Here is a 21151-nt window from a genome sequence, read left to right on the forward strand (position 1 = left end):
TCCGATTCGGTAGGCGGATATACAATCGGCGGATGACCAGTGGCTCCCTCGAGTTCACGGTTTCGCGCTCGGCAACTCCGGCAACCGATGCCGAACGCGAAACCATCCTGGCCGAGCCGGGTTTCGGCAAGTACTTCACCGATCACATGGTGTCCATCGACTACGACGAGACCGGCGACGGTTGGCACAACGCGCGCGTCATCCCGTACGGCCCCATCGAGCTGGATCCATCCGCGATCGTGCTGCACTACGCGCAGGAGATCTTCGAGGGGCTCAAGGCGTACCGGTGGGCGGACGGCTCGATCGTGTCGTTTCGCGCCGAGGCCAACGCCGCCCGGTTGCGGTCGTCGGCGCGGCGGCTGGCCATCCCGGAACTGCCCGAAGAGCTGTTCATGGAATCGCTGCGCCAGCTGATCGCAGTCGATCGCGCCTGGGTTCCGGCGGCCGGGGGCGAGGAGGCGTTGTACCTGCGCCCGTTCGTCATCGCCACCGAGCCCGGGCTGGGGGTGCGGCCGTCCAAGCGCTACCGCTACCTGCTGATCGCGTCGCCGGCCGGCGCCTATTTCAAGGGCGGCATCAGCCCGGTCACCGTCTGGGTGTCGACGGAGTTCGTGCGGGCCAGCCCCGGCGGCACCGGCGCCGCCAAGTTCGGCGGCAACTACGCGGCCTCGCTGTCGGCTCAGGCCGAGGCCGCGGCCAACGGCTGCGACCAGGTGGTGTGGCTGGACGCCGTCGAGCGGCGCTTCGTCGAAGAGATGGGCGGGATGAACATCTTCTTCGTGTTCGGCAGCGGCGGGTCGGCGCGGCTGGTCACCCCCGAGCTGTCGGGCTCACTGCTGCCCGGCATAACGCGAAACTCCTTGCTGCAGTTGGCCATTGATGCCGGATTCTCCGTCGAGGAACGCAAGATCGATATCGACGAGTGGCAGAAGAAGGCCGCCGCCGGGGAGATCACCGAGGTGTTCGCCTGCGGCACCGCCGCGGTGATCACCCCGGTCTCGCACGTGAAGTACGGCGATGCCGAGTTCACCGTCGCCGACGGTCAACCCGGCGAGGTGACCATGGCGCTGCGCGACACGCTGACCGGGATTCAGCGCGGCACCTTCGCCGACACCCACGGCTGGATGGCCCGGCTGGGCTAGTTGGCTCTCGAGTGTGAAGTTAGCTTCACATTCGGGCGTGAGCGTGAAATTAGTTTCACGCTCGGGCTCAGAACCGCACCAGGCCCGCGAGCGCCACGGCGCTCGCCGTCGCGGCCAGTTCGATCGCCGCGCCCAGCACGTCGCCGGTGATGCCGCCGAATCGGCGCACGCAGTGCCGCACCAGGATCGCGCTGCAGCCCAGGCCCACCGCCACCGCCACCGGGCCCTGCCACGGCCGCGGCCCGGCCAGCAGCGAGCCGGCGAGCAGCACCGCGACCCAGGCCGCCACCACCGAGGTCGGCTGGCTGCCCGCGACCCGCACCCCCAGGGCGCTGCCCTCGGCCGCGGGCACCGACCGGTGGCCGGCCAGCACCGCGGCCACCCGGCCCGCGAACACCGCCACGGCGATCCCGGCCACGCCGGGCCACACCCGGCCGGTGGCCCCCAACGCAGAAAACGCCAGTGCCTGCAGCATGATCACGACGACGACGGCGGCGACGCCGAACGGCCCGGTCGATCCCTCGCGCATCACCGCCAGCGCCCGCTGCGGCGGGCCGTAGCAGCCCAGGCCGTCGGCCGTGTCGGCGACACCGTCGACGTGCAGGCCGCGCGTCACCAACAGCAGCACCGCGACCGCCAGCAGGCCGGGCAGCGGGCCCGACGGCCCGAACACGTGCACCCCGCCCCAGGTCACGGCGGCGGCCAGGGCCCCCAGCACGGCGCCCACCACCGGCAGCGCGGCCATGGCGGCGCGGCCCATCGGCGCATGGCCGCCGCCCGGAACGGGCAGCACCGTACCGAACGCGAAAGCCGTTGCCAGCGAACGGATCACGGCGGGGGAGCGGCCGGTGCGGGGCCGTCGAGGCGGTCGGACACACCGGCCTGGGCGAAGGTCGCCATCGACGACAGGGCGGCCACCGCGGCGCGCAGCACCGGCACCGCGAGGGCGGCGCCGGTTCCCTCGCCCAGCCGCATCCGCAGGTCGAGGATCGGCTCGAGATCCAGCGCCGTCAGCGCGAGCGCATGGGCGGGCTCGGTGGACCGGTGACCGGCCTGCCACCACAGCCGGGCGCCCGGCGCCAGGTGCTCGGCGACCAGCGCGGCCGCCGTCACCGCCATGCCGTCGAGCAGCAGCGGCGTGCGCCGGACCGCGGCCTGCGCGCAAAAGCCCGCCAGCGCGGCCAGGTCGGCGCCACCGGCGCAGCGCAGCAGCGCGACCGGATCGGGCAGCACCTGCCGCGCGCGAAACAGGGCGTCGCGCACCGCGGCCGTCTTGCGCGCCCACCCGGCGTCGTCGATCCCGGTGCCGAAGCCCACCGCCGCGACCGGCTCGGCGTTCGTCAGGGCCGCCACCAACACCGTTGCGGGCGTGGTGTTTCCGATGCCCATGTCCCCGGCGATCAGCAGGTCGGCGCCCGCGTCGACCTCCTCGTCGGCGATTGCCGCACCGGCCGCGAGCGCCTGCGCGGTCTCGTCGTCGCTCAACGCGTCCTGCACCCGGATGTCGCCGCTGGAGCGGCGCACCTTGTGGGCGCCGATCCGTTCGGTCAGCGCCTCGGCGTCGACGGCCAGGTCGGCGACCCGCACCGTCGCGCCGGCGATGTCGGCCAGGGCGTTGATCGCGGCCCCGCCGGCGTCGAAGTTGGCGACCATCTGCGCCGTCACCTCCGGCGGGTAGGCCGACACACCCGAGCGGGCGACGCCGTGATCACCGGCGAACACCACCACCCGGGCACGCTCGAATTGCCTTGGCGGGCAATGCCCCTGACACGACGCGACCCACACCGACAGATCCTCGAGCCGGCCCAGCGCGCCGCGGGGCTTGGTCAGGGCGTCCTGGCGGGCGCGCGCGGCGGCGGCGACGTCCACATCGGGCGGTGAGATGGCGGCGAACTGCATCAGGCCCCCGACGGTTTGATTGGGACCGGCTGGCCGGCCACCACCAGCACCACCCGGTCGCACAACCCGGCGAGGCGCTGGTTGAGGCCGCCCAGCTCGTCGGCGAACCGGCGTCCGGAGGCGGTGGCGGGCACCACCGTCAAGCCGACCTCCGGGCTGACCAGCACCAGCGGGGAAGCGAAGTCGCCGACCGCGGCCAGCACGTCATCGACGGCGGCCGCCACCGAGCCGCCGTCCCAGGCGCCGTTGCGGTCCAGCGCGGCGGTCAGCCAGGTGCCGAGATCGTCGACGAGCGTCGGGGTGTCCGGGCATTGGCGCAATTGCGTTGCGACGTCGTCGGTTTCGATCGTCGACCAGTGCGCGGGCCGGCGGGCGCGGTGGCGGGCGATCCGCTGCGCCCAGGCCGCATCGTCGTTGCCGGCCGGCCCGGGCGCCAGGTATTGAACCGCCTGCCCCGCCGGCAACCCGTCGGCGATGGCTTGCTCCGCCCACTGCGACTTGCCCGACCTGATCCCGCCGAGCACCAGGGTGCGCACCGATGTCAGCCGGCCTTCCGGCGAGCTCTACTCGACACGGCTGCCGTGCTTGACCTGGGGCCGCGGCGCCCGCAGCCGGCGCATCTGGGACGCCCGGCCGGCGGCGTAAAGGCCAAGCTTCCAACGGCTTTCGGTGTTGTCCGGGAACTTCGCGTCGACCAACCTGCTGACCTTGCGGCCCAGGATCAACCCGTCGACGCTCATCACGGCCATCAGCACCAGCATCGCCGGCGATACCCACAGCTGCAGCTGCGGGACGCCGAACATGACGAACATCAAAAACAGGGTCGACGGCATGAACAGGCCCAGCAGGTTGCGCCGCGAATCCACCACGTCGCGCACGTAGCGGCGGATGGGCCCCTGGTCGCGCGGCAACAGGTAACCCTCTTCGCCGGCCATCATCTTCGCCCGGCGTTCCGACATGCCGGCGCGGCCGGCGGCCTTGGCGGCGCGGCGCTCCTCGCGGCTGAGCTTGGGGCCGGCCAGCGATTTGCGCCGCGCCCGCGCCTCGGCGGCGGTCATGGGGGCCGGCGCGACCGGTCCCTTGCGCGCGTTGCGCCGCGCCTCGTTGCGCTTGGGCGTGGGGCGGCCCTTGGGGCCCGTCCGCTGCGCCTCGCGGGTTGCGTCGCCCGAGGCGCCAGCAACGCCGGCGACGGCCGCGGTGGCCGCGTTTTCGTCGAGGTCGGGGTCCTGGCCTTTCTTACGGCCCAACAGCTTCACAGTGGCCAGGTTACTTCGCGCGCGACCCGGGCCGGAATTCGCCTGGAATGCCTTGCTATTAGACCTGCGTTAGTGCCTCCCTTGGCCCTACTCTTACACGTGATGAACGGCTGCCTTTGATGGACGACGGGTCGATGGCCTCGGATGATGATGGTCCCGGCCTGGCCCCCGGCCGCCTGCAATTGCCCGCCATGCAAGTTCTGGTCGCCCCGGACTGCTACGCCGACAGCATGTCGGCGCTGGAGGCTTCCGCCGCCATCGCGACCGGCTGGACCCGGTCGCGTCCCGGCGACCGGTTCATCGTCGCCCCGCAATCCGACGGCGGCCCCGGCTTCGTCGAGGTGCTGGCCAGCCGGCTGGGGGAGACGCGTCGGCTAAGGGTCTCGGGACCGCTGAAAGCCATGGTCGAAGCCGATTGGGTGTTCGACCCCGGGTCGGCCACCGCCTACCTGGAGTGCGCCCAAGCGTGCGGCCTGGCGCTGATCGGTGGACCACCCACCCCGGAGACCGCCATGGCGGCGCACAGCAAAGGCGTGGGCCAGCTGATCGCCGAGGCGCTGCGGGTCGGGGCGACGCGCATCGTGGTGGGTTTGGGCGGCAGCGCCTGCACCGACGGGGGGCAGGGCATGATCGCCGAGCTCGGCGGCCTGGACACCGCCCGCCGGCAGCTGGGCAACGTGGAGCTGATCGCGGCCTCCGACACCGAATACCCGCTGCTGGGCCCGTGGGGGGCGGCCCGGGTGTTCGGGCCGCAGAAGGGCGCGGACACGGCCACCGTCGCCGCGCTGGAGGTTCGCCTGCAGGCGTGGGCGCTGATCCTGGAAGCGGTGGCGGGGCGCGACGTGAGCGCCGAGCCCGGGGCGGGGGCCGCCGGCGGGATCGGTGCCGGGCTGCTGGCGCTCGGCGGCCGCTGTCAGTCCGGGGCGGCCATCATCGCCGAACACACCCGGCTGTCCGACGACCTGGACACCGCGGAGCTGATCGTCACCGGCGAGGGCCGGTTCGACGAACAATCCCTGCACGGCAAGGTGGTGGGATTTCTCGCCGACGCGGCCCGGCCGCGGGGGATTCCGGTGGTCGTGCTGGCCGGCCAGGTCGACCTCGACAACGCGACGGTGCGTTCGTCGGGCATCATGGCCGCGTTATCCATCGCCGAGCACGCCGGATCGGTGCGGTTGGCGCAGGCCGACGCCGCCAACCAACTCATGGGCCTGGCCTCCGTTGTGGCGGCGCGACTCGGGAATAGCGGTCCGTCAAGGTACCGTTGAAGAAGTGGACTTTCGCGCGATCCGGATCGCCCGGCGCAAGCCGGCGGTATCGGGCTTGATCGGACCCACCCAACGATGAGGCATGTAGGAGAAGCAATGACGGTGCAAAACGAGTCGAACGCCACGACGACCCACGGCGTGATCCTGACCGAGGCCGCCGCCACCAAGGCAAAGTCCCTGTTGGACCAGGAGGGCCGCGACGACCTCGCGCTGCGCATCGCCGTGCAGCCGGGCGGGTGCGCCGGCCTGCGCTACAACCTCTTCTTCGACGACCGGACGCTGGACGGCGACCTGACCGCGGAGTTCGGGGGCGTGACGCTGACCGTGGACCGGATGAGCGCGCCCTACGTCGAAGGCGCGTCCATCGACTTCGTGGACACCATCGAGAAGCAGGGCTTCACCATCGACAACCCCAACGCCACCGGCTCGTGCGCCTGCGGCGACTCGTTCAACTGATCGGTTGATCCCGCCAAATCCGTCAACCGGGTTGTAGCCCGGCTGACGGTTTCGCACTCAGTACGAGCCGCCGGTGCGCAGCACGTACGAGCAGACCATGATCTGGCCGCGCTGGAACAGCAGCTGCGCGATGCCCTGCACCTGCCCGTGCATCGGGGCCCCGCTCACCGGCGACACCTTCATGGTGAACAACGCCTGAGCCTGGTACTGCGACAGGTAGACGATCTTGTCGATCGAGGTCAGCTCGACCTCGGAGAACTGCTTGCGAAACGCGTCGCTGCTGAGCTTGGCCAGCGCCTGGTCGGACCGCTTGTCCTGGACCCCGTCGTACAGGCCGCACAGCGCGTTGCGGGCGATCTCGTCGATGTCGCGGTGTTCCAGCGCATCCAGGTAGCCCTGGATGGCCGTCTTCGCCGCGCCCTCTGAGAAGGTGGCGCCGGTGTTGGCCCCGTTGGTGCGGACCCCGTACACGATGGCCACCGTCAACACCGCGACGAGCGCGATGGCCAGCGCGATGCCGACGACGAGCCGCCGCTTGGACCGCGGGTAGGGCACCGGCGCGCCGGGTTGCCCGGCATAATTGGCGGGAGCGGCTCCCGCCTGCGGGGCTGCGCCGAAACCCGGGTCGGTGTTGGGGTCGTCGGGGAACTCGAGGGGCTCGGATTCGCGTGGGGGCTCAGGTCCGCTCGGTCCGCCGCTGCCGCCGGTGTGGTTCGGCGAGTGCGGACCTGCCATCGTGGTTCTCCTACGGTGGTAGACGGGACTGCAATCGGGTTGCGGCCCGAGCATGTGATCCCGGCGACTTGAGTGAGTTCCCTAGGGAGGCTAGCGCACGACCTCACGCCGACCGCGCACCCAGCGACGGTCGAGGCCCGTGAGTAAGCTAGATAACCTTACTAACGAAGGATGGAGTTTTCGTGACGATCGCGGTGACAGGTTCGATTGCGACCGACAACCTGATGCGTTTCCCCGGCAAGTTTTCCGAGCACCTGCTTGCCGAGCACCTGCAGAAGGTTTCCCTGAGTTTTCTGGTTGACGACCTGGTGATTCACCGCGGCGGCGTGGCCGGCAACATCGCGTTCGCCATCGGCGTGCTGGGCGGCGACGTGGCGCTGGTCGGCGCGGCCGGCGACGACTTCGACGACTACCGCCAGTGGCTGCAGTCCCACGGCGTCAACTGTGACAACGTGCTGATCTCGCAGACCGCCAAGACGGCCCGGTTCACCTGCACCACCGACGAGGACATGGCCCAGATCGCGTCGTTCTACCCGGGCGCCATGTCGGAGGCCCGCAACATCAAGCTCGCCGACGTCGTGTCGTCGGTGGGCCAGCCGGACCTGGTCATCGTCGGCGCCAACGACCCCGACGCGATGGTGGTGCACACCGAGGAGTGCCGCAAGCTCGGCCTGCCGTTCGCCGCCGACCCCTCCCAGCAGCTGCCCCGGCTGTCCGGCGCGGAGATCGACAAGCTCGTCGACGGGGCCGCCTACCTGTTCACCAACGACTACGAGTGGGAGCTGCTGCTCTCCAAGACCGGCTGGTCCGAGGCCGACGTGCAGAAGAAGGTCGACCTGCGGGTGACCACGCTGGGCGCCAAGGGCGTCGACATCGTCGAGCGCGACGGGACCACCACCCACGTCGGTGTGGTGCCCGAGACCAGCCAGACCGATCCCACCGGCGTGGGCGACGCGTTCCGGGCCGGTTTCCTCACCGGTCGCACCGCCGGGCTCAACCTCGAGCGTTCGGCCCAGCTGGGCTCGCTGGTCGCCGTGCTGGTGCTGGAGTCGACCGGCACCCAGGAGTGGACGTGGGACCCGACCGTCGCCAAGACCCGGCTGGCCGACGCCTACGGCGACGAGGCGGCCACCGAGATCGCCGCGGTGCTCGCGTAGAGCTGGCGCGCAGGCGCCTCGGGTGTGAACCCACGGCGTCCAGCGTGAGCTGAGGGCGGCGACACGCCGACAATCAACGCCAGGGATTCACCCGCAACGCCCTGGCTTCACACCCAACCGCGGATGCGCGGGCCGGTACTAGACGGGCCGGTACTAGAGCTGCACCGGGTACACCGGCTCGCTGATCTGGGGCACCACGGTGCGCTCGACGAAGATCGCGTGCCAAAGCATGAAGATCAACAGCGTCCAGAGCCGGCGGCTGTGATCGCTGACGCCGTTGCGGTGCTCGTCGAGCATCCGGCGCACGGCGGCTAGGTCGACCAGGTGGCCGGCCTGCGACGAGTCCACCATCGCGTACGCCCACTCCAGCAGTTCGCCGGCGCGCAGCCAGTGCCGGATGGGCACCGGGAAACCCAGCTTGGGCCGGTGCAGCACATGCGCCGGCACGATCGGCTCCAGCGCACGCCGCAGCGCATACTTCGTCGTCGTGCGGGTGATCTTGGCCTCGACGGGCAGCCGGGAGGCGACGGCGAACACCTCGGGATCCAGGAACGGCACCCGCAGCTCCAGCGAGTTGGCCATGGTCATCTTGTCGGCCTTGACCAGGATGTCGCCGCGCAGCCAGGTGAACAGGTCGATGTGCTGCATGCGGGCCACCGGATCCCAGCCCGCCGATTCGGCGTACACCGCCGCGGTGACGTCGGTGTGGGTCCATTCCGCGCGGAAGCCGGGCAACACGTCGCGCAGCTGCGCGTCGGAGAAGCTGCGGGCGTTGCCGTAGTAGCGCTCCTCGAGGGACAGAGAGCCGCGGTGCAGCAGGCTCTTGCCCCGCATCCCCTCCGGCAGGGGTTTGGACACCTTGCCCATCGACCGCCGCAGCGGCTTGGGCAGATAGTCAAAAGGCTTCAGCGACAAGGGTTCCCGGTAAATCGTGTAACCGCCGAACAACTCGTCTGCGCCTTCGCCGGACAGCACCACCTTCACGTGCTTGCGGGCCTCCCGCGCGACGAAGAACAGCGGCACCAGCGCCGGGTCGGCCACCGGCTCGTCGAGGTACCAGACGATCTCGGGCAGGGCGGCGACGAACTCGTCGGGCGTGACCACCTTGGCGATGTGCCGGGCGCCGATCGCCTCCGCCGAGGCCACTGCGACGTCGATCTCGGAGAATCCCTCGCGCTCGAAGCCGGTGGTGAACGTGATCAGCCGCGGGTTGTGCCGGATGGCCAGCGCCGCGATGGCGGTGGAGTCGATTCCCCCGGACAGGAACGCCCCGACAGTGACGTCGGCGCGCATGTGCTTGGCCACCGAGTCCTCGAGCACGGCGGTGATCTCGTCGTAACGGGCCTGTTCGGTGTCCCGGGTGATCGGCACCGCGGCGAACCGCGGCACGAAGTACCGGGTGACCTCCGGCTGCAGGCGGTCCGGACGGATGCGGGCGTAGCAGCCCGATTCCAGCCGGCGCACCCCGCGGTGCAGCGTCTCGGGCTCGGGCACGTACTGCAGGACGGTGTAGTGCTGCACGGCCCGCTCGTCGATCGCGGTGTCGAACCCCACCAGCTCGGCCAGATCCAGCAGGCACTTCTTTTCGCTGGCCACCGCGGTGCCGCCCGTCCCGGTCGCCATGAACAATGGCTTGATGCCGAAAGGGTCTCGGGCGCAGAGCAATTCGCGGGTCGCGGTGTCCCACAGCGCGAACGCGAACATGCCGCGCAGCCGGGTCAAGACGTCGGTGCCCCAGTAGTGGTAGCCCGCGACGATGGGCTCGCCGTCTCCGTCGGTGGCGAAGGCGACGCCGTGCCGGCTGGCCAGTTCGTCGCGCAGCTCGAGGTAGTTGTAGATCTCGCCGTTGAACACCAGCACGTAGCGGCCGGGCTCCTCGGGCGGCCCCCAGCGCAGCGGCTGATGTGAATGCGCGATGTCGATGATCGAGAGCCGGTTGAAGCCGAATACGACGGAGCCGTCGGTGTCCGGGTCCACCCAGGTGCCCGGCTCGTCGGGCCCGCGGTGGCGCATTGAGTGCGACGCGCGGGCGACCGCGCCGTCGGCTCGGGCGGCGGCCTCCTTGTCCAAGTCCTTGCCCGCGCTCCCCGGGGCGGCGACGAACGCCAGCAGACCACACACGGCGCCCCAGTATGCCGCACTTGGCGGGCGTGCGGGGATGTCGCAGCCGGCACGTCGTCCATGGCCGGACAAGCCGGTGGGCCGGGGTTTCGTCGCCCGCCTCAGGCGCGTGGTCTACGCTGCGTAGTATTCGATATCCGAGCAGGAGGCGCTAACGTGACCCCTCGCGAGCAGGACCGTTCGCAACGTTTGTCGCAGGGCAGGTTTCGGCGCCGTCTTCGGCCGTTCGCGCTGGCGATTACGCTGGGCGTGCTGGCGCTGGTCCTGAGCGGGTGCAGCGGCTGGGCGGACGCGCTGGCCCTGGGCTGGCCGCGGGGCATCACCCCGGAGGCCCACCTGAACCGGGAACTGTGGATCGGCGCCGTGATCGCCTCGCTGGTGGTCGGCGGCATCGTGTTCGGGCTCATCTTCTGGGCGTCGGCCTTCCACCGCAAGAAGGCCACCGACACCGACCTGCCCCGGCAGTTCGGCTACAACATGCCGCTGGAGCTGGTGCTCACGGTGACCCCGTTCCTCATCATCTCGGTGCTGTTCTACTTCACCGTCGTGGTGCAGGAGAAGATGCTGCACCTGGCCAAGGACCCCGAGGTAGTGGTCGATGTCACGGCCTTTCAATGGAACTGGAAGTTCGGCTATCAGCGCGTGGCCTTCAAGGACGGCACGCTGAACTACGACGGCACGGACCAGGAACGCAAGAAGGCGATGCTGTCCAAGCCGGAGGGCAAGGACGCCCACGGCGAGGAGCGCGTCGGCGCCGTCCGCGGCTTCAACACCTCCGACCGGCAGTACCTGAACTTCGACAAGGTCGAGACGCTGGGATCCAGCGAGGAGATCCCGGTGCTGGTGTTGCCCACCGGCAAGCGCATCGAGTTCGACCTGGCGTCCGCGGACGTAGTGCACACGTTCTGGGTGCCGGAGTTCCTGTTCAAGCGCGACGTGATTCCCAACGCCGACGCGAACAACTCGGTGCACGTGTTCCAGACCGAGGAGATCCAGAAGCCGGGCGCGTTCGTCGGCCACTGCGCGGAGTTCTGTGGCACGTATCACTCGATGATGAACTTCGAGGTTCGGGTGGTGGCGCCCAACGACTTCAAGGCCTACCTGCAGCAGCGGATGGACGGAAAGAGCAACGCCGAGGCGTTGCAGGCGATCGGGCAGCCGCCGCTCGCGGTGACCACCCATCCGTTCGACACCAAGCGCGGTCAATTGGCCGGAAGCCAGTAGGTTAGGACACCAAATGCATATCGAAGCCAGGCTATTCGAGTTCATCGCCGGGTTTTTCATTGTGGTTGCGGTGCTCTACGGGGTGCTGACCGCGATCTTCGCCACCGGGGGCGTGGAGTGGGCGGGCACCACCGCGCTGGTGCTGACCGGCGGCCTGGCGTTGATCACGGCGACGTTCTTCCGGTTCGTTGCGCGGCGGCTGGACACCCGGCCCGAGGACTACGAGGGTGCTGAGATCAGCGATGGAGCAGGCGAATTGGGCTTCTTCAGCCCGCACAGCTGGTGGCCGATTCTGATCGCGCTGTCGGGCTCGGTGACCGCGGTCGGCATCGCGCTGTGGCTGCCGTGGCTGATCACCGCCGGGGTGATGTTCATCCTGACGTCGGTGGCCGGCTTGGTCTTCGAGTACTACATCGGTCCCGAGAAGCACTGATTCGCGGCATAAAGGTCACAATCCGATCACGTGATTGGTGGGCCGTTCGCCACGACGGCTTTGCCCCTTGGGGGTTCGGTAGTGTTCTGCCCAGGCAACGAAGAGTTTCCCAGCGCGCCCGCATCGATTGTGATGGCGGAGTCTGGTGCGCAGGTGAGGCAGTCGAACAGGGTAGGCAAAGGCAGAGATGAGCGGGTCAAGACCCCCGGAATGGGATCCTGACGCACCCGACCCTGCCGAGGAGATCAGCCACGAACCGGAGCTCGGCGACGAGCCGGCCGACGATCTCGAACCCGTGTCGCACGGCGACGTCGGGGACGAGCCGGAACCCTTCGAGGACAGCGCCGAACTGGCCGCGGCGGACCACAACGATGAGACCGACGCCTACTCGCGGGCCTATTCGGCTCCGGAGTCCGAGCATTTCACCAGCGGCCCCTACCTGCCGGCGGATCTGCGGCTCTACGACTACGACGAGTTCGACGAGGCCGCCGCCGACGACGAACGCAGCACCGCGCGCTGGCCGTGGGTGGTCGGGATCGCCGCGATCGTGGCCGCGATCGCGCTCGTCGTCTCGGTATCGCTGCTGTTCGCCCGGACCGACACCACCAAGCTCGCCAACCCCGGAACCACCACCGCGCCGTCCACGCCGCCGCCGCAGGACGAGATCACGACCACCAAGCCACCGCCACCGCCGCCACCACCACCCACGATGATGACCGCGTACAGCACCCAGGTGGTGTGCGGGCTGCTGGCCGCCTTGTGAAAACCCCTGCCCAGATCCGCCAGGGCGACGGCGGCCGCCACGCTGACGCCCAGCAGCACCAGGTAAATGGCGGCGCACGCGCCGATCAGGATGCGGTCGATGACCTCGGGGGCAATGGTGTCGTCGCCCAGCCCGCGCCGATAAGGCGAATATCTGCCGACCATCAGCAGCTCGTCTGCGGGGAGTCGTTGCTGTTCGACGAGAGCACGGTTCCGTCGCTGGTGGTGATCGAGCAGTTGAGCCGGCTGACCCGGAACAGGCTCGACGCCTCCACCGAGCCCACGTCGGACTGCGAGATCGGGGTGACGGTCATCGACCAGGGGATGTACACGTTGTGCTGCGTGCGGCGCCGGCCGGACGCGTCGACGTAGGTCACCGAGATGATGTCGCCCGGCGCCTTGGTGCCGGTCACCGAGTAGGTCACCTGTCGCGGACCCGTCGGCGTCGTGGGCGTCAGCGTGGCGGCCGCCGTCGCCCTGGCGGATCTGGGCAGGGGTTTTCACAAGGCGGCCAGCAGCCCGCACACCACCTGGGTGCTGTACGCGGTCATCATCGTGTCGGCCCTGATCATCGCGGGCGCGATCCCGATCCTGTTGCGGGCCCGCCGGATGTCGCAGTCCGAGCCGGCCGCTCAGGCGATGACCGCGCCGGCACGCGGGCCGTCACGACCTGCGGTGCGGCTGGGGACCGGCGCCCTGCGCACCGGACCCGAGCGGGCCGCCACGGTGCAAACGGCGCCGGTATCGGGCGCCGAGTGGTCGGGCGAGGCAGTCGACCGAGTGTGGTTGCGCGGCACCGTGATACTGACCGGTACCATGGGCGCGGCGCTGATCGCGGTCGCGGCGGCGACCTACCTGATGGCGGTCGGACACGACGGCGCGTCCTGGCTCGGCTATGGGCTCGCCGGGGTCATCACGGCAGCGATGCCGGTGGTCGAGTGGCTGCACATCCGCCAGTTGCGCGGCGTCGTCGCCGACCAGTAGCCGCCGACGGCAACGGGGTTGGATGTGCCGGTCCCGTCGCGTCAGCGCACTCGACACGTAAACCGTTGCGACGACACGCCGTGCGTCGTCGCAATGGTTTACGTCTCGCGTGTGGGCACGCTCAACGCAACCGGGCAACGCAAGCAACGCGACCGGGTGCAGGATTGCCCGGCTCCCGCGTCGGCCACGAAGAAGCCGATGAGGAGCCGGGCCGTCCGGGCTAGCTAGTGCTCGCCGTTGGTCGAGCCGTTGGTGGAACCGTTCGTCGAGCCGTTGAGGCCGTCCTGGTGCTCGCGCAGCGCGGTCAGGGCGCGTTGCTCGGAGCCGTGCGCCGCCTCCCGCAGCGCCGCGTCCTCGGACGCCGGGTCGGCGAACAGGAAGCTGCCGCTACCGGGGGATCCACCCGAGCCCAGCTTGTTCATCTTCTTGGGCAGGGGCGCACCCTGGTAGGCCAGCGGCAGCGGGTGGCCGTGGTCGTCGACCGGGCCCAGCGGCTGGTGCAGCTCGATGTAGGCGCCGTGCGGCAGCCGCTTGATGATGCCGGTCTCGATGCCGTGCTCGAGCACCGCGCGGTCGCTGCGCTGCAGTCCGATGCACCACCGATAGGTGATGAAGTAGACCACCGGCGGGACGATCACCATGCCGATGCGCCCGATCCACGTCGTCGCGTTCAGCGAGATGTCGAACTTGAACGCGATGATGTCGTTCATCGCGCACAGCGTCAGCAACATGTAGAACGCGATCGCCATGGCGCCGATCGACGTGCGCACCGGCACGTCGCGCGGGCGCTGCAGCAGGTTGTGGTGCGCATAGTCACCGCTGAACCGCTTCTCCAGGAACGGGTAGACGATCAGCAGACCGAACACCCCACCCATGATCAGCGCCACCCAGACCACCGCCGGAATGGTGTGGTGCCAGAAGTAGAACTCCCACGGCGGCCAGATGCGGGCCAGGCCTTCGGTCCACATCATGTAGAAGTCCGGCTGCGAACCGGCCGAGACGTGAGATGGCTTGTAGGGGCCCAGGTTCCAGATCGGGTTGATCTGCAGCAGACCACCGAGCAGGCCCAGCACGCCGACGATCGCGGCGAAGAACGCGCCGGACTTGACCGCGAACACCGGCATCACGCGCACGCCGACCACGTTGTGCTCGGTGCGGCCAGGGCCGGGGAACTGGGTGTGCTTCTGGAACCACACCATGGCCAGGTGCAGCCCGATCAGGGCCAGGATGATCCCGGGCAGCAGCAGGATGTGCAGGGCGTACATCCGCGGGATGATGTAACCCGCTGTGGCGCATTCGTTTCCGACGCCACCGCAGGGGAAGTCACCGCCGAACAGGGCCCAGTGCAGCCAGGTGCCGATCACCGGCATGCCCAACGTGATCGAGGACAGCGCGGCGCGCAACCCGATGCCGGACAACAGGTCGTCGGGCAGCGAGTAGCCGAAGTAGCCCTCGAACATGGCCAGGATCAGCAGCAGCGAACCGATGACCCAGTTGGCCTCACGTGGCCGCCGGAAGGCGCCGGTGAAGAAGATGCGGGCCAGGTGCACCATGATCGACGCGGAGAAGATCAGCGCGGCCCAGTGGTGGACCTGACGCACGAACAATCCGCCGCGCACCTCGAAGGAGATGTCGAGGGTCGACGCGAAGGCCTTCGACATGTCCACGCCGCGCAGCGGCTGATAGGCGCCGTTGTAGGTGATCTCGGCCATGGACGGATCGAAGAACAGCGTCAGGTAGACGCCGGTGAGCAGTAGCACGATGAAGCTGTACATCGCGATCTCGCCCAGCAGGAACGACCAGTGCGTGGGGAAGACCTTGTTGAGCTGTCTGCGCACCGCGGCCGACGGGTGATAACGCGTGTCGATGTCCTCGCCCTGACGGGCCAGGACATCGCCGATCTTCGGGGGACTCAGTTTCGGACTCATGTTGTCGTCCTCTCCCAGAATGCCGGTCCGACGGGCTCGACGAAGTCGCCGTTGGCGACCAGATACCCGTTGGTGTCGATGGTGATCGGCAGTTGCGCCAACGCACGCGCGGCCGGCCCGAAAATCGGCTTGGCGAAGTGCAGCGCGTCGAACTGCGACTGGTGGCACGGGCACAGGATCCGGTAGGACTGCTCCTCGTACAGCGATGCGGGGCAGCCCAGGTGCGAGCACACCTTGGTGTAGGCGAAGAACTCACCGAAGTTGAAGCTCTCCTGGCCCTGCCGTTTGACCACGCGGCCCATGTCGGTGGGCCGAATCCTGATGAGCATCACCGGGTTTCGCACACCCTGGTTGATGGCCCGCAGCTTCTCCTGCGATTCGGGGGTGGTGCCGTCCCCGTCGGACTCGCGCCACGGGAAGACGGTTTCCATGCCGCCGGCGTCGAGGTCTTCGGGGCGCATCTTGACGAACGGCGAGGTGGAGGCCGAGCCCGTCGCGCGCGCCAGATAGATGGTCTCGCCGTGATAGCGCGGGGTCCACCCCGAGGTCCACAGCACGGCCTTTTTGCCGTCGGCGGTCGGCACCACCGGCTTCCACGGGTTCTTGATCAGTCCGCCGGCAAACGCGACCAGGGTGGACAGGCCGAACGCGCCCAGCCCCATCCCCAGCGAAAGGCCGATCAGCTTGCGCCGCCCGACCGTCGATCCCTGATACGCGTCGGCCAGGTTCGCCACCACCGTCTTGCGGTCGACGTCGCGCGAGGCGCCGTCGTGGCGGTCCTGGATCGAAATCTCTTCCGGGATAAAGCGTTTCTGGTACAGGATGACGCCGACGCCGATCGACAGGATCGCCATCCCGAACGTCAGCCCGTAGAGCGGGGTGGCCAGGTCATAGAGGAAGCTGCCGGCCTCCTCCTTCGGCTTGTACTCCCACGGCCAGAACAAGAAGATCAGCAGCAGCGCCAGGCCGAAGAACCCGCCCAGCAAAAGCCAGACGGCGACGCCACGCTCGGCGCGCTTCTCGGCCTTGGTGCCCTCGATCGGCCAGCGGGGCTCCTTGAACACCGTCTCGACGCCATCCAGCTTGCCGCCCAGGGCCACCAGTTCCTGCTGCGACATGGCGGCCAGGGCCGCGTCATCGGGCTCGCGCTCGCCGGTGCCCTGCGGGCTCCCGCCGGTGTCAGAGCCGCGAACGTCCGCCTCACTCATTTGCGCCGCTCCTCCTCATCGCTTCGCTCTGCATCGTCTCGGCGCGGCTCATGCTCGTGCCCCAATCCACAGTGCCAGCCCGATGGCGGCGACCATCCCGATGATCCAGGCGGCCATGCCCTCGGGTGCGGGCCCGAATCCGCCGAGGCCGTAACCGCCCGGCTGGCGCTCCTCGGTCACCGCCTTGATGTAGCCGATGATGTCCTTTTTGGCCTCGAACGACAGCTGACGGTCGGAGAACTTCGGCATGTTCTGCGGACCGGTCCGCATGGCCGCCAGGATCTGCTGCTCGTTGGCGGGCTCGAGGTCCGGCGCGTACTTACCCGACGACAGCGCCCCGCCCTTGCCGGTGAAGTTGTGGCACGACGAGCAGTTCAGCCGGAACAGGTCACCGCCGCGTCCCAGGTCCTGGCCGCGCAGCGAGCGCATCGCCAGGCTGCCGTCCGGGTTGCGCACCGTCGTCGGGCCGCCGCCGTTGGCCTGCACGTAGGCGCCCAGGGCGTCGACCTGCGCCTCGTCGAAGATCGGTTCCTTGCGCGGCGCCTGGGCCTCGCCGGTCATCGCGGGCATCCGGCCGGTGGAGACCTGGAAGTAGACGGCTTCCTCGCCGACGCCGATCAGGCTCGGCCCCCGGTCGGGCACGCCCTGCAGGTTCGCGCCGTGGCAGGACACGCACGACGTGTCGAACAGCTGCTTGCCGGTGCGCAGCAGCGCCGAGTTCGACTCGTCCGCGACGGCCACCTGCGGCCGCGGCGTCAGGATGGCGGCCAGGCCACCGGCGATGGTCAGCGCGATCAGCAGCAGCAGGCCGCCGGACAGCCGGCGACGCAGCCGGCGCCGCGAACGGTCGCGCTGCGCCTGCGGCGCCTTGGCCGCACCGGATCGGGTCGATCCCAGTTTCTTCAACCGAGCACTCCTGTTCGTCCAGCGCCTGCTCATCGGATGAAATAGATCACGGCGAACAGCGCGATCCACACGATGTCGACGAAATGCCAGTAGTACGAGACGACGATGCTGGCCGTCGCCTGCGCCGGCGTGAACTTGCTCATCGCGGTGCGGGCCAGCAAGAAGATGAAGGCGATCAATCCGCCGGTGACGTGCAAACCGTGGAACCCGGTCGCCAGGTAGAACACGCTGCCGTAGGCGCTGCCGGGGATGGTGGTCCCGTGCGTTACCAGGTGGTAGTACTCGTAGCCCTGTCCGCAAACGAAGAACAGGCCCATCAGGAAGGTGAGCACGTACCAGCGGCGCAGCCCGAACACGTCGCCGCGCTCGGCCGCGAACACCCCCATCTGGCAGGTAAACGACGACGCGATCAGCACCAATGTCACGGGGACGGCCTGGTACAGGTTCAGCTCGGTCGGCGGCGGCGGCCACTTTCCGCCCGATTGGGCGCGAGCGGTGAAGTACATCGCGAAGAGGCCAGCAAAGAACATCAGCTCGCTGGAAAGCCAGACGATGGTGCCGACGCTGACCATGTTGGGTCGGTTCAGCGAATGCACCCGCGACGTAATTGCAGTACCCGAAGTCCCGGCAGCGCTGGTCACATACGCAAGTATGACGCTTTGTAGTTGTTGAACTCCACCCGGGGCGGCAATTGAGGTCTGGCGCGTCGCGCTCGCGCCCGTCGCGCTCGACGGTTGGGGCCGGTGTGGTGCTCGTGGGACCATCGGCCCGTGGCTTCGTCATCGCACGCTTCGCCGTCCCCGGCCGCGCCGTCCGGCGCGCCGGCGCCGTCGTGGCCGCAGGTCCTGTCGCGTCTGACGGGCGGTGAGGACCTGTCCCGCGGGCAGGCCGCCTGGGCCATGGACCAGATCATGGCCGGCGACGCCAGCCCGGCCCAGATCGCGGCCTTCGCGGTGGCGATGCAGGTAAAGGTTCCCACCTCGGCCGAAGTCATCGAGCTGGCCGACGTCATGCTCGACCACGCGTTGCCGATGCCCGCCATCCGCGACGACACCGTCGACATCGTGGGAACCGGTGGCGACGGCGTCAACACCGTGAACCTGTCCACCATGGCGGCGATCGTCGCCGCGGCCGCCGGGGTGCCGGTGGTCAAACACGGCAACCGGGCGTCATCGTCACTGTCCGGCGGCGCCGACACGCTCGAGGCACTCGGCGTCCGGATCGACTTGGGGCCCGACGAGGTCGCGCGCAGCCTCGCCGAGGTGGGCATCGGGTTCTGCTTCGCGCCGCTGTTTCATCCGTCCTACCGGCACACCTCCGCGGTGCGCCGCGAGATCGGCGTGCCGACGGTGTTCAATCTCCTTGGGCCGCTTACCAATCCGGCGCAGCCGCGGGCGGGGTTGATCGGCTGCGCGTTCGCTGACCTCGCCGAGGTGATGGCGGGTGTGTTCGCCGCCCGCCGGTCCAGCGTGCTGGTGGTGCACGGTGACGACGGGCTCGACGAGTTGACGACCACCACGACCAGCACCATCTGGCGGGTGCAGGCGGGCACGGTGGACAGGCTGACGTTCGATCCGGCCGGATTCGGTTTCCCCCGAGCCGATCTCGACGACCTGCTGGGCGGTGACGCGCAGGCCAACGCGGCCGAGGTGCGCGCGGTGCTGGGCGGCGGCAAGGGCCCGGTGCGCGACGCCGTCGTGCTCAATGCCGCCGGCGCCATCGTCGCGCACGCCGGGTTATCCAGCCGCGCTGAATGGTTGCCGGCGTGGGAGGACGGGTTGGCCCGCGCCTGCGCGGCCATCGATTCCGGTGCGGCCGAACACCTGCTCGCGCGATGGGTGCGGTTCGGCGAGCAGGTCTGAGTCCCGGAGGTCTTGGGCCGCAACCTGTTCTGCGGCCAGCCGCGCCGAGCGGGCCGTCGCGGCCCACGCCGACCAGGCACCGGCCGACCGCAGCGGGGAAGCCCAGCCGTCCTCGGCGACCCTGACGATGCGCACGCCGGGCGCGGTCAACCAGCGCGTGATCAGCGCGGTCTCCTCGACCAGCGCGCCGCCCAGGGGGCCCGGCGTGGGCAGAATCGCTTGTGCCCCAGCGACAATCGCGTCGACGACCGGCATCGGGGGCACGCCGCGCCTGGCGCTGCCCGCCGCGGCGAGCTGACCGTGGCGGATGACGGCCAGCTGATAGCCACCCTGGCCGTCGGGCGCGGCCGCGATCAGCTCGGGCAGCGCCGCCAGCGCGCGCAGCCGCTGCCCGCGCCACAGCGTCTCGACCGCGGTGACGATGCGGTCGCGCAGCCGCGCGGCGCTCTCGAAGTGATGCCGCTGCGCGAGCACGCCGACCTGGTCCACCGCCGCGCGCAGCGCGCCGTTGTCCGCGCCGTCGATCAACGCCGCGACCCGCGCGACGGCGCCGGCGTACTGGGTGGCGGTCACGCCGCGCGCGGCCGGGCATGGCGACACCTCCGCCTCGGGGCACGACGGCCCGTGCAACGCCGAGCGCCCCAGCCGGTTGGTGCAGGTGCGCAGGCCGGTGAACCGGGCCAGCAGGGCGGCGGTGTCGGCGGCGTCGGCGCGGGCCCGAAACGGGCCGACGGCCCGCTCGTGTCGCGGCGCCCGCACCACCGCCAGGCGGGGGAATGCCTCGTCGGTCAGCGCCACCCACCACCATCGGTGCGGAAACCTGGACCGCCGGTTGTATGGCGGGGCGTGCGCGGCCAGCAGCCGCAGCTCGCGCACGCCGGCCTCCAGCGCATGGGCGCACTCGACGTGGTCGACCGACTCTGCCAGCGCGACCATCTCCTTCATCCGGCCGCGCGGGTCGGCGCCGGTGAAGTACTGGCCGACCCGTCGTCGCAGGTCGACGGCGGTGCCGATGTAGAGCGCCTCGCCCGACGGCCCGCGGAAGAGATACACGCCGGGCCGGCGCGGCAGTCCCTCGGCGAGCACCCGCTTGCGGCGCTGCGCGGGTGTCACGTCGGGCAGGTAGGCGCGCAGGTCGGCGTAGGTGTGCACGCCCTGGTTGCCCACCCGCTCGATGAGGGCGTGCAGCACGTCGACGGTGGCGCGGGCGTCGTCGAGGGCGCGGTGGGTGGGCTGAGTGGCCACCGCGAACAGCCGGGCCAGGGCGGCCAGCCGGACGCTGGGCGCTTCCTCGCGGGACAGCACCCGGCGGGCCAGCCGGACCGTGCACAGCACGTGCGGGCGCGGCCAGGCGATGTCGCACCGCTGCGCCGCCGCCCGTAGGAAGCCGACGTCGAATCCGGCGTTGTGGGCGACCAGCACCGTGCCGTGGTCCAGGCCGGCGAACTCGAAGAACATCGGCAGCACCGCGTCGATGGCCGGTGCGTCGCAGACCATCGCGGTGGTGATGCCGGTCAGCTGCACCACCTGGGGCGGGATGCTGCGCTGCGGATCCACCAGCGTGGCGAACTCGCCGAGCACCACGCCGCCGCGCACCTTGACCGCCCCGATCTCGGTGATGGCGTCGGGGGCGGTTCCCCCGGTGGCCTTGGTGCGCCCACCGGTGGTCTCCAGGTCCACGACGACGAACGTGGTCTCGCGCAGGGACAGCTCGTCGGGCGTGAACGGTGACCCGACGTCGGCGAAGCTCAGCTGCGTCGCGCCCCGGGAAGCCACGGCGGTGACGTTAAGCCCGACGACCGACACCCGG

17 protein-coding genes and 5 pseudogenes are annotated in these 21151 nt (G+C 69.8%); 9 read left to right on the forward strand and 13 right to left on the reverse strand.

The window, feature by feature from the left end; genetic code table 11:
• Positions 1 to 32: 32 nt before the first annotated feature.
• On the forward strand, positions 33 to 1142 hold the full coding sequence (locus A5646_RS08420) for a branched-chain amino acid aminotransferase (RefSeq protein WP_066871658.1): 1110 nt from the start codon (positions 33 to 35) through the stop codon (positions 1140 to 1142).
• Between the two features lie 67 nt (positions 1143 to 1209).
• Here the strand turns inward: A5646_RS08420 and A5646_RS08425 are convergent, their stop codons facing one another.
• Genes A5646_RS08425 through A5646_RS08440 form a run of 4 tightly spaced genes read right to left on the reverse strand, consistent with a single transcriptional unit; the run spans position 1210 to position 4297 of the window.
• On the reverse strand, positions 1210 to 1974 hold the full coding sequence (locus tag A5646_RS08425; RefSeq protein WP_067021231.1) for an adenosylcobinamide-GDP ribazoletransferase: 765 nt from the start codon (positions 1972 to 1974) through the stop codon (positions 1210 to 1212).
• Complete coding sequence (gene cobT / locus A5646_RS08430; RefSeq protein WP_369806921.1) at positions 1971 to 3044, reverse strand: nicotinate-nucleotide--dimethylbenzimidazole phosphoribosyltransferase; 1074 nt, start codon at positions 3042 to 3044, stop codon at positions 1971 to 1973. The genes A5646_RS08425 and cobT overlap by 4 nt, the downstream gene beginning before the upstream one ends.
• Positions 3041 to 3577 (reverse strand): bifunctional adenosylcobinamide kinase/adenosylcobinamide-phosphate guanylyltransferase, encoded by a 537-nt coding sequence (locus A5646_RS08435; RefSeq protein WP_066871649.1) that lies wholly within the window; start codon positions 3575 to 3577, stop codon positions 3041 to 3043. The genes cobT and A5646_RS08435 overlap by 4 nt, the downstream gene beginning before the upstream one ends.
• A gap of 27 nt (positions 3578 to 3604) precedes the next feature.
• Entirely contained in the window at positions 3605 to 4297 is a 693-nt protein-coding gene (locus tag A5646_RS08440) for a DUF3043 domain-containing protein (RefSeq protein WP_067021235.1), read from the reverse strand.
• A gap of 191 nt (positions 4298 to 4488) precedes the next feature.
• Here A5646_RS08440 and A5646_RS08445 point away from each other — a divergent pair, with 191 nt between their 5' ends.
• Positions 4489 to 5565, forward strand: a complete 1077-nt coding sequence (locus A5646_RS08445; protein ID WP_066871677.1) for a glycerate kinase — start codon at positions 4489 to 4491, stop codon at positions 5563 to 5565.
• 96 nt (positions 5566 to 5661) lie between these two features.
• Positions 5662 to 6021, forward strand: a complete 360-nt coding sequence (locus A5646_RS08450; RefSeq protein WP_066871643.1) for an iron-sulfur cluster assembly accessory protein — start codon at positions 5662 to 5664, stop codon at positions 6019 to 6021.
• A 57-nt stretch (positions 6022 to 6078) separates the two neighbouring features.
• Here A5646_RS08450 and A5646_RS08455 read toward each other — a convergent pair whose 3' ends face one another.
• Positions 6079 to 6756 carry a hypothetical protein gene (locus tag A5646_RS08455; protein WP_067021237.1) on the reverse strand — a complete coding sequence of 226 codons (678 nt, stop codon included), beginning with the start codon at positions 6754 to 6756 and terminating at the stop codon, positions 6079 to 6081.
• 182 nt (positions 6757 to 6938) lie between these two features.
• On the opposite strand from A5646_RS08455, the gene A5646_RS08460 reads away from it, so the two are divergent.
• Positions 6939 to 7913: a carbohydrate kinase family protein gene (locus A5646_RS08460; protein ID WP_066881758.1), complete on the forward strand. Its 975-nt coding sequence runs from the start codon at positions 6939 to 6941 to the stop codon at positions 7911 to 7913.
• A 153-nt stretch (positions 7914 to 8066) separates the two neighbouring features.
• Here the strand turns inward: A5646_RS08460 and asnB are convergent, their stop codons facing one another.
• Positions 8067 to 10034 carry an asparagine synthase (glutamine-hydrolyzing) gene (asnB, locus tag A5646_RS08465; protein WP_066881760.1) on the reverse strand — a complete coding sequence of 656 codons (1968 nt, stop codon included), beginning with the start codon at positions 10032 to 10034 and terminating at the stop codon, positions 8067 to 8069.
• A 156-nt stretch (positions 10035 to 10190) separates the two neighbouring features.
• On the opposite strand from asnB, the gene A5646_RS08470 reads away from it, so the two are divergent.
• From A5646_RS08470 to A5646_RS08480, 3 genes and pseudogenes are all read left to right on the forward strand, one after another.
• Entirely contained in the window at positions 10191 to 11258 is a 1068-nt protein-coding gene (locus A5646_RS08470; RefSeq protein WP_066861478.1) for a cytochrome c oxidase subunit II, read from the forward strand.
• Between the two features lie 13 nt (positions 11259 to 11271).
• Complete coding sequence (locus tag A5646_RS08475; protein ID WP_066861481.1) at positions 11272 to 11691, forward strand: cytochrome c oxidase subunit 4; 420 nt, start codon at positions 11272 to 11274, stop codon at positions 11689 to 11691.
• 187 nt (positions 11692 to 11878) lie between these two features.
• Positions 11879 to 12430 (forward strand): annotated as a pseudogene (locus tag A5646_RS08480) (hypothetical protein); the annotation flags it as partial.
• On the opposite strand, the pseudogene A5646_RS27935 reads toward A5646_RS08480, so the two are convergent.
• Together A5646_RS27935 and A5646_RS08485 are read right to left on the reverse strand one after the other, a co-directional pair.
• Positions 12397 to 12618: pseudogene (locus A5646_RS27935) on the reverse strand (DUF2561 family protein); the annotation flags it as partial. The pseudogenes A5646_RS08480 and A5646_RS27935 overlap by 34 nt on opposite strands.
• Positions 12618 to 12923 (reverse strand): annotated as a pseudogene (locus A5646_RS08485) (MmpS family transport accessory protein); the annotation flags it as partial. The pseudogenes A5646_RS27935 and A5646_RS08485, both read right to left, overlap by 1 nt.
• Here A5646_RS08485 and A5646_RS08490 point away from each other — a divergent pair.
• Positions 12898 to 13437, forward strand: a pseudogene (locus tag A5646_RS08490) (DUF2561 family protein); the annotation flags it as partial. The pseudogenes A5646_RS08485 and A5646_RS08490 sit on opposite strands and share 26 nt — an antisense overlap.
• Positions 13438 to 13661: 224 nt before the next feature.
• Here A5646_RS08490 and A5646_RS08495 read toward each other — a convergent pair.
• Genes A5646_RS08495 through A5646_RS08510 form a run of 4 tightly spaced genes read right to left on the reverse strand, consistent with a single transcriptional unit; the run spans position 13662 to position 18120 of the window.
• The gene (locus A5646_RS08495) at positions 13662 to 15365 is read right to left on the reverse strand and encodes a cytochrome bc complex cytochrome b subunit (protein ID WP_066862633.1); all 1704 of its coding nucleotides are present in this window, start codon (positions 15363 to 15365) and stop codon (positions 13662 to 13664) included.
• Positions 15362 to 16573 (reverse strand): ubiquinol-cytochrome c reductase iron-sulfur subunit, encoded by a 1212-nt coding sequence (locus A5646_RS08500; RefSeq protein WP_066862630.1) that lies wholly within the window; start codon positions 16571 to 16573, stop codon positions 15362 to 15364. Before A5646_RS08500 ends, A5646_RS08495 begins: the two co-directional genes overlap by 4 nt.
• 48 nt (positions 16574 to 16621) lie before the next feature.
• The gene (locus A5646_RS08505; RefSeq protein ID WP_066862625.1) at positions 16622 to 17479 is read right to left on the reverse strand and encodes a cytochrome c; all 858 of its coding nucleotides are present in this window, start codon (positions 17477 to 17479) and stop codon (positions 16622 to 16624) included.
• A gap of 29 nt (positions 17480 to 17508) precedes the next feature.
• Positions 17509 to 18120, reverse strand: coding sequence for a heme-copper oxidase subunit III (locus A5646_RS08510; RefSeq protein ID WP_066876644.1), 612 nt, complete (start codon positions 18118 to 18120; stop codon positions 17509 to 17511).
• A gap of 129 nt (positions 18121 to 18249) precedes the next feature.
• Between A5646_RS08510 and trpD the strand changes: the two genes are divergently transcribed.
• Positions 18250 to 19341 carry an anthranilate phosphoribosyltransferase gene (trpD, locus tag A5646_RS29820; protein ID WP_156765554.1) on the forward strand — a complete coding sequence of 364 codons (1092 nt, stop codon included), beginning with the start codon at positions 18250 to 18252 and terminating at the stop codon, positions 19339 to 19341.
• On the opposite strand, the pseudogene A5646_RS08520 reads toward trpD, so the two are convergent.
• Positions 19279 to 21147, reverse strand: a pseudogene (locus A5646_RS08520) (DEDD exonuclease domain-containing protein); the annotation flags it as partial. The gene trpD and the pseudogene A5646_RS08520 sit on opposite strands and share 63 nt — an antisense overlap.
• Between the last annotated feature and the right edge of the window lie 4 nt (positions 21148 to 21151).

This window comes from Mycobacterium sp. 1245499.0 (genome assembly GCF_001673615.1).
Taxonomy (GTDB): domain Bacteria; phylum Actinomycetota; class Actinomycetes; order Mycobacteriales; family Mycobacteriaceae; genus Mycobacterium; species Mycobacterium europaeum_A.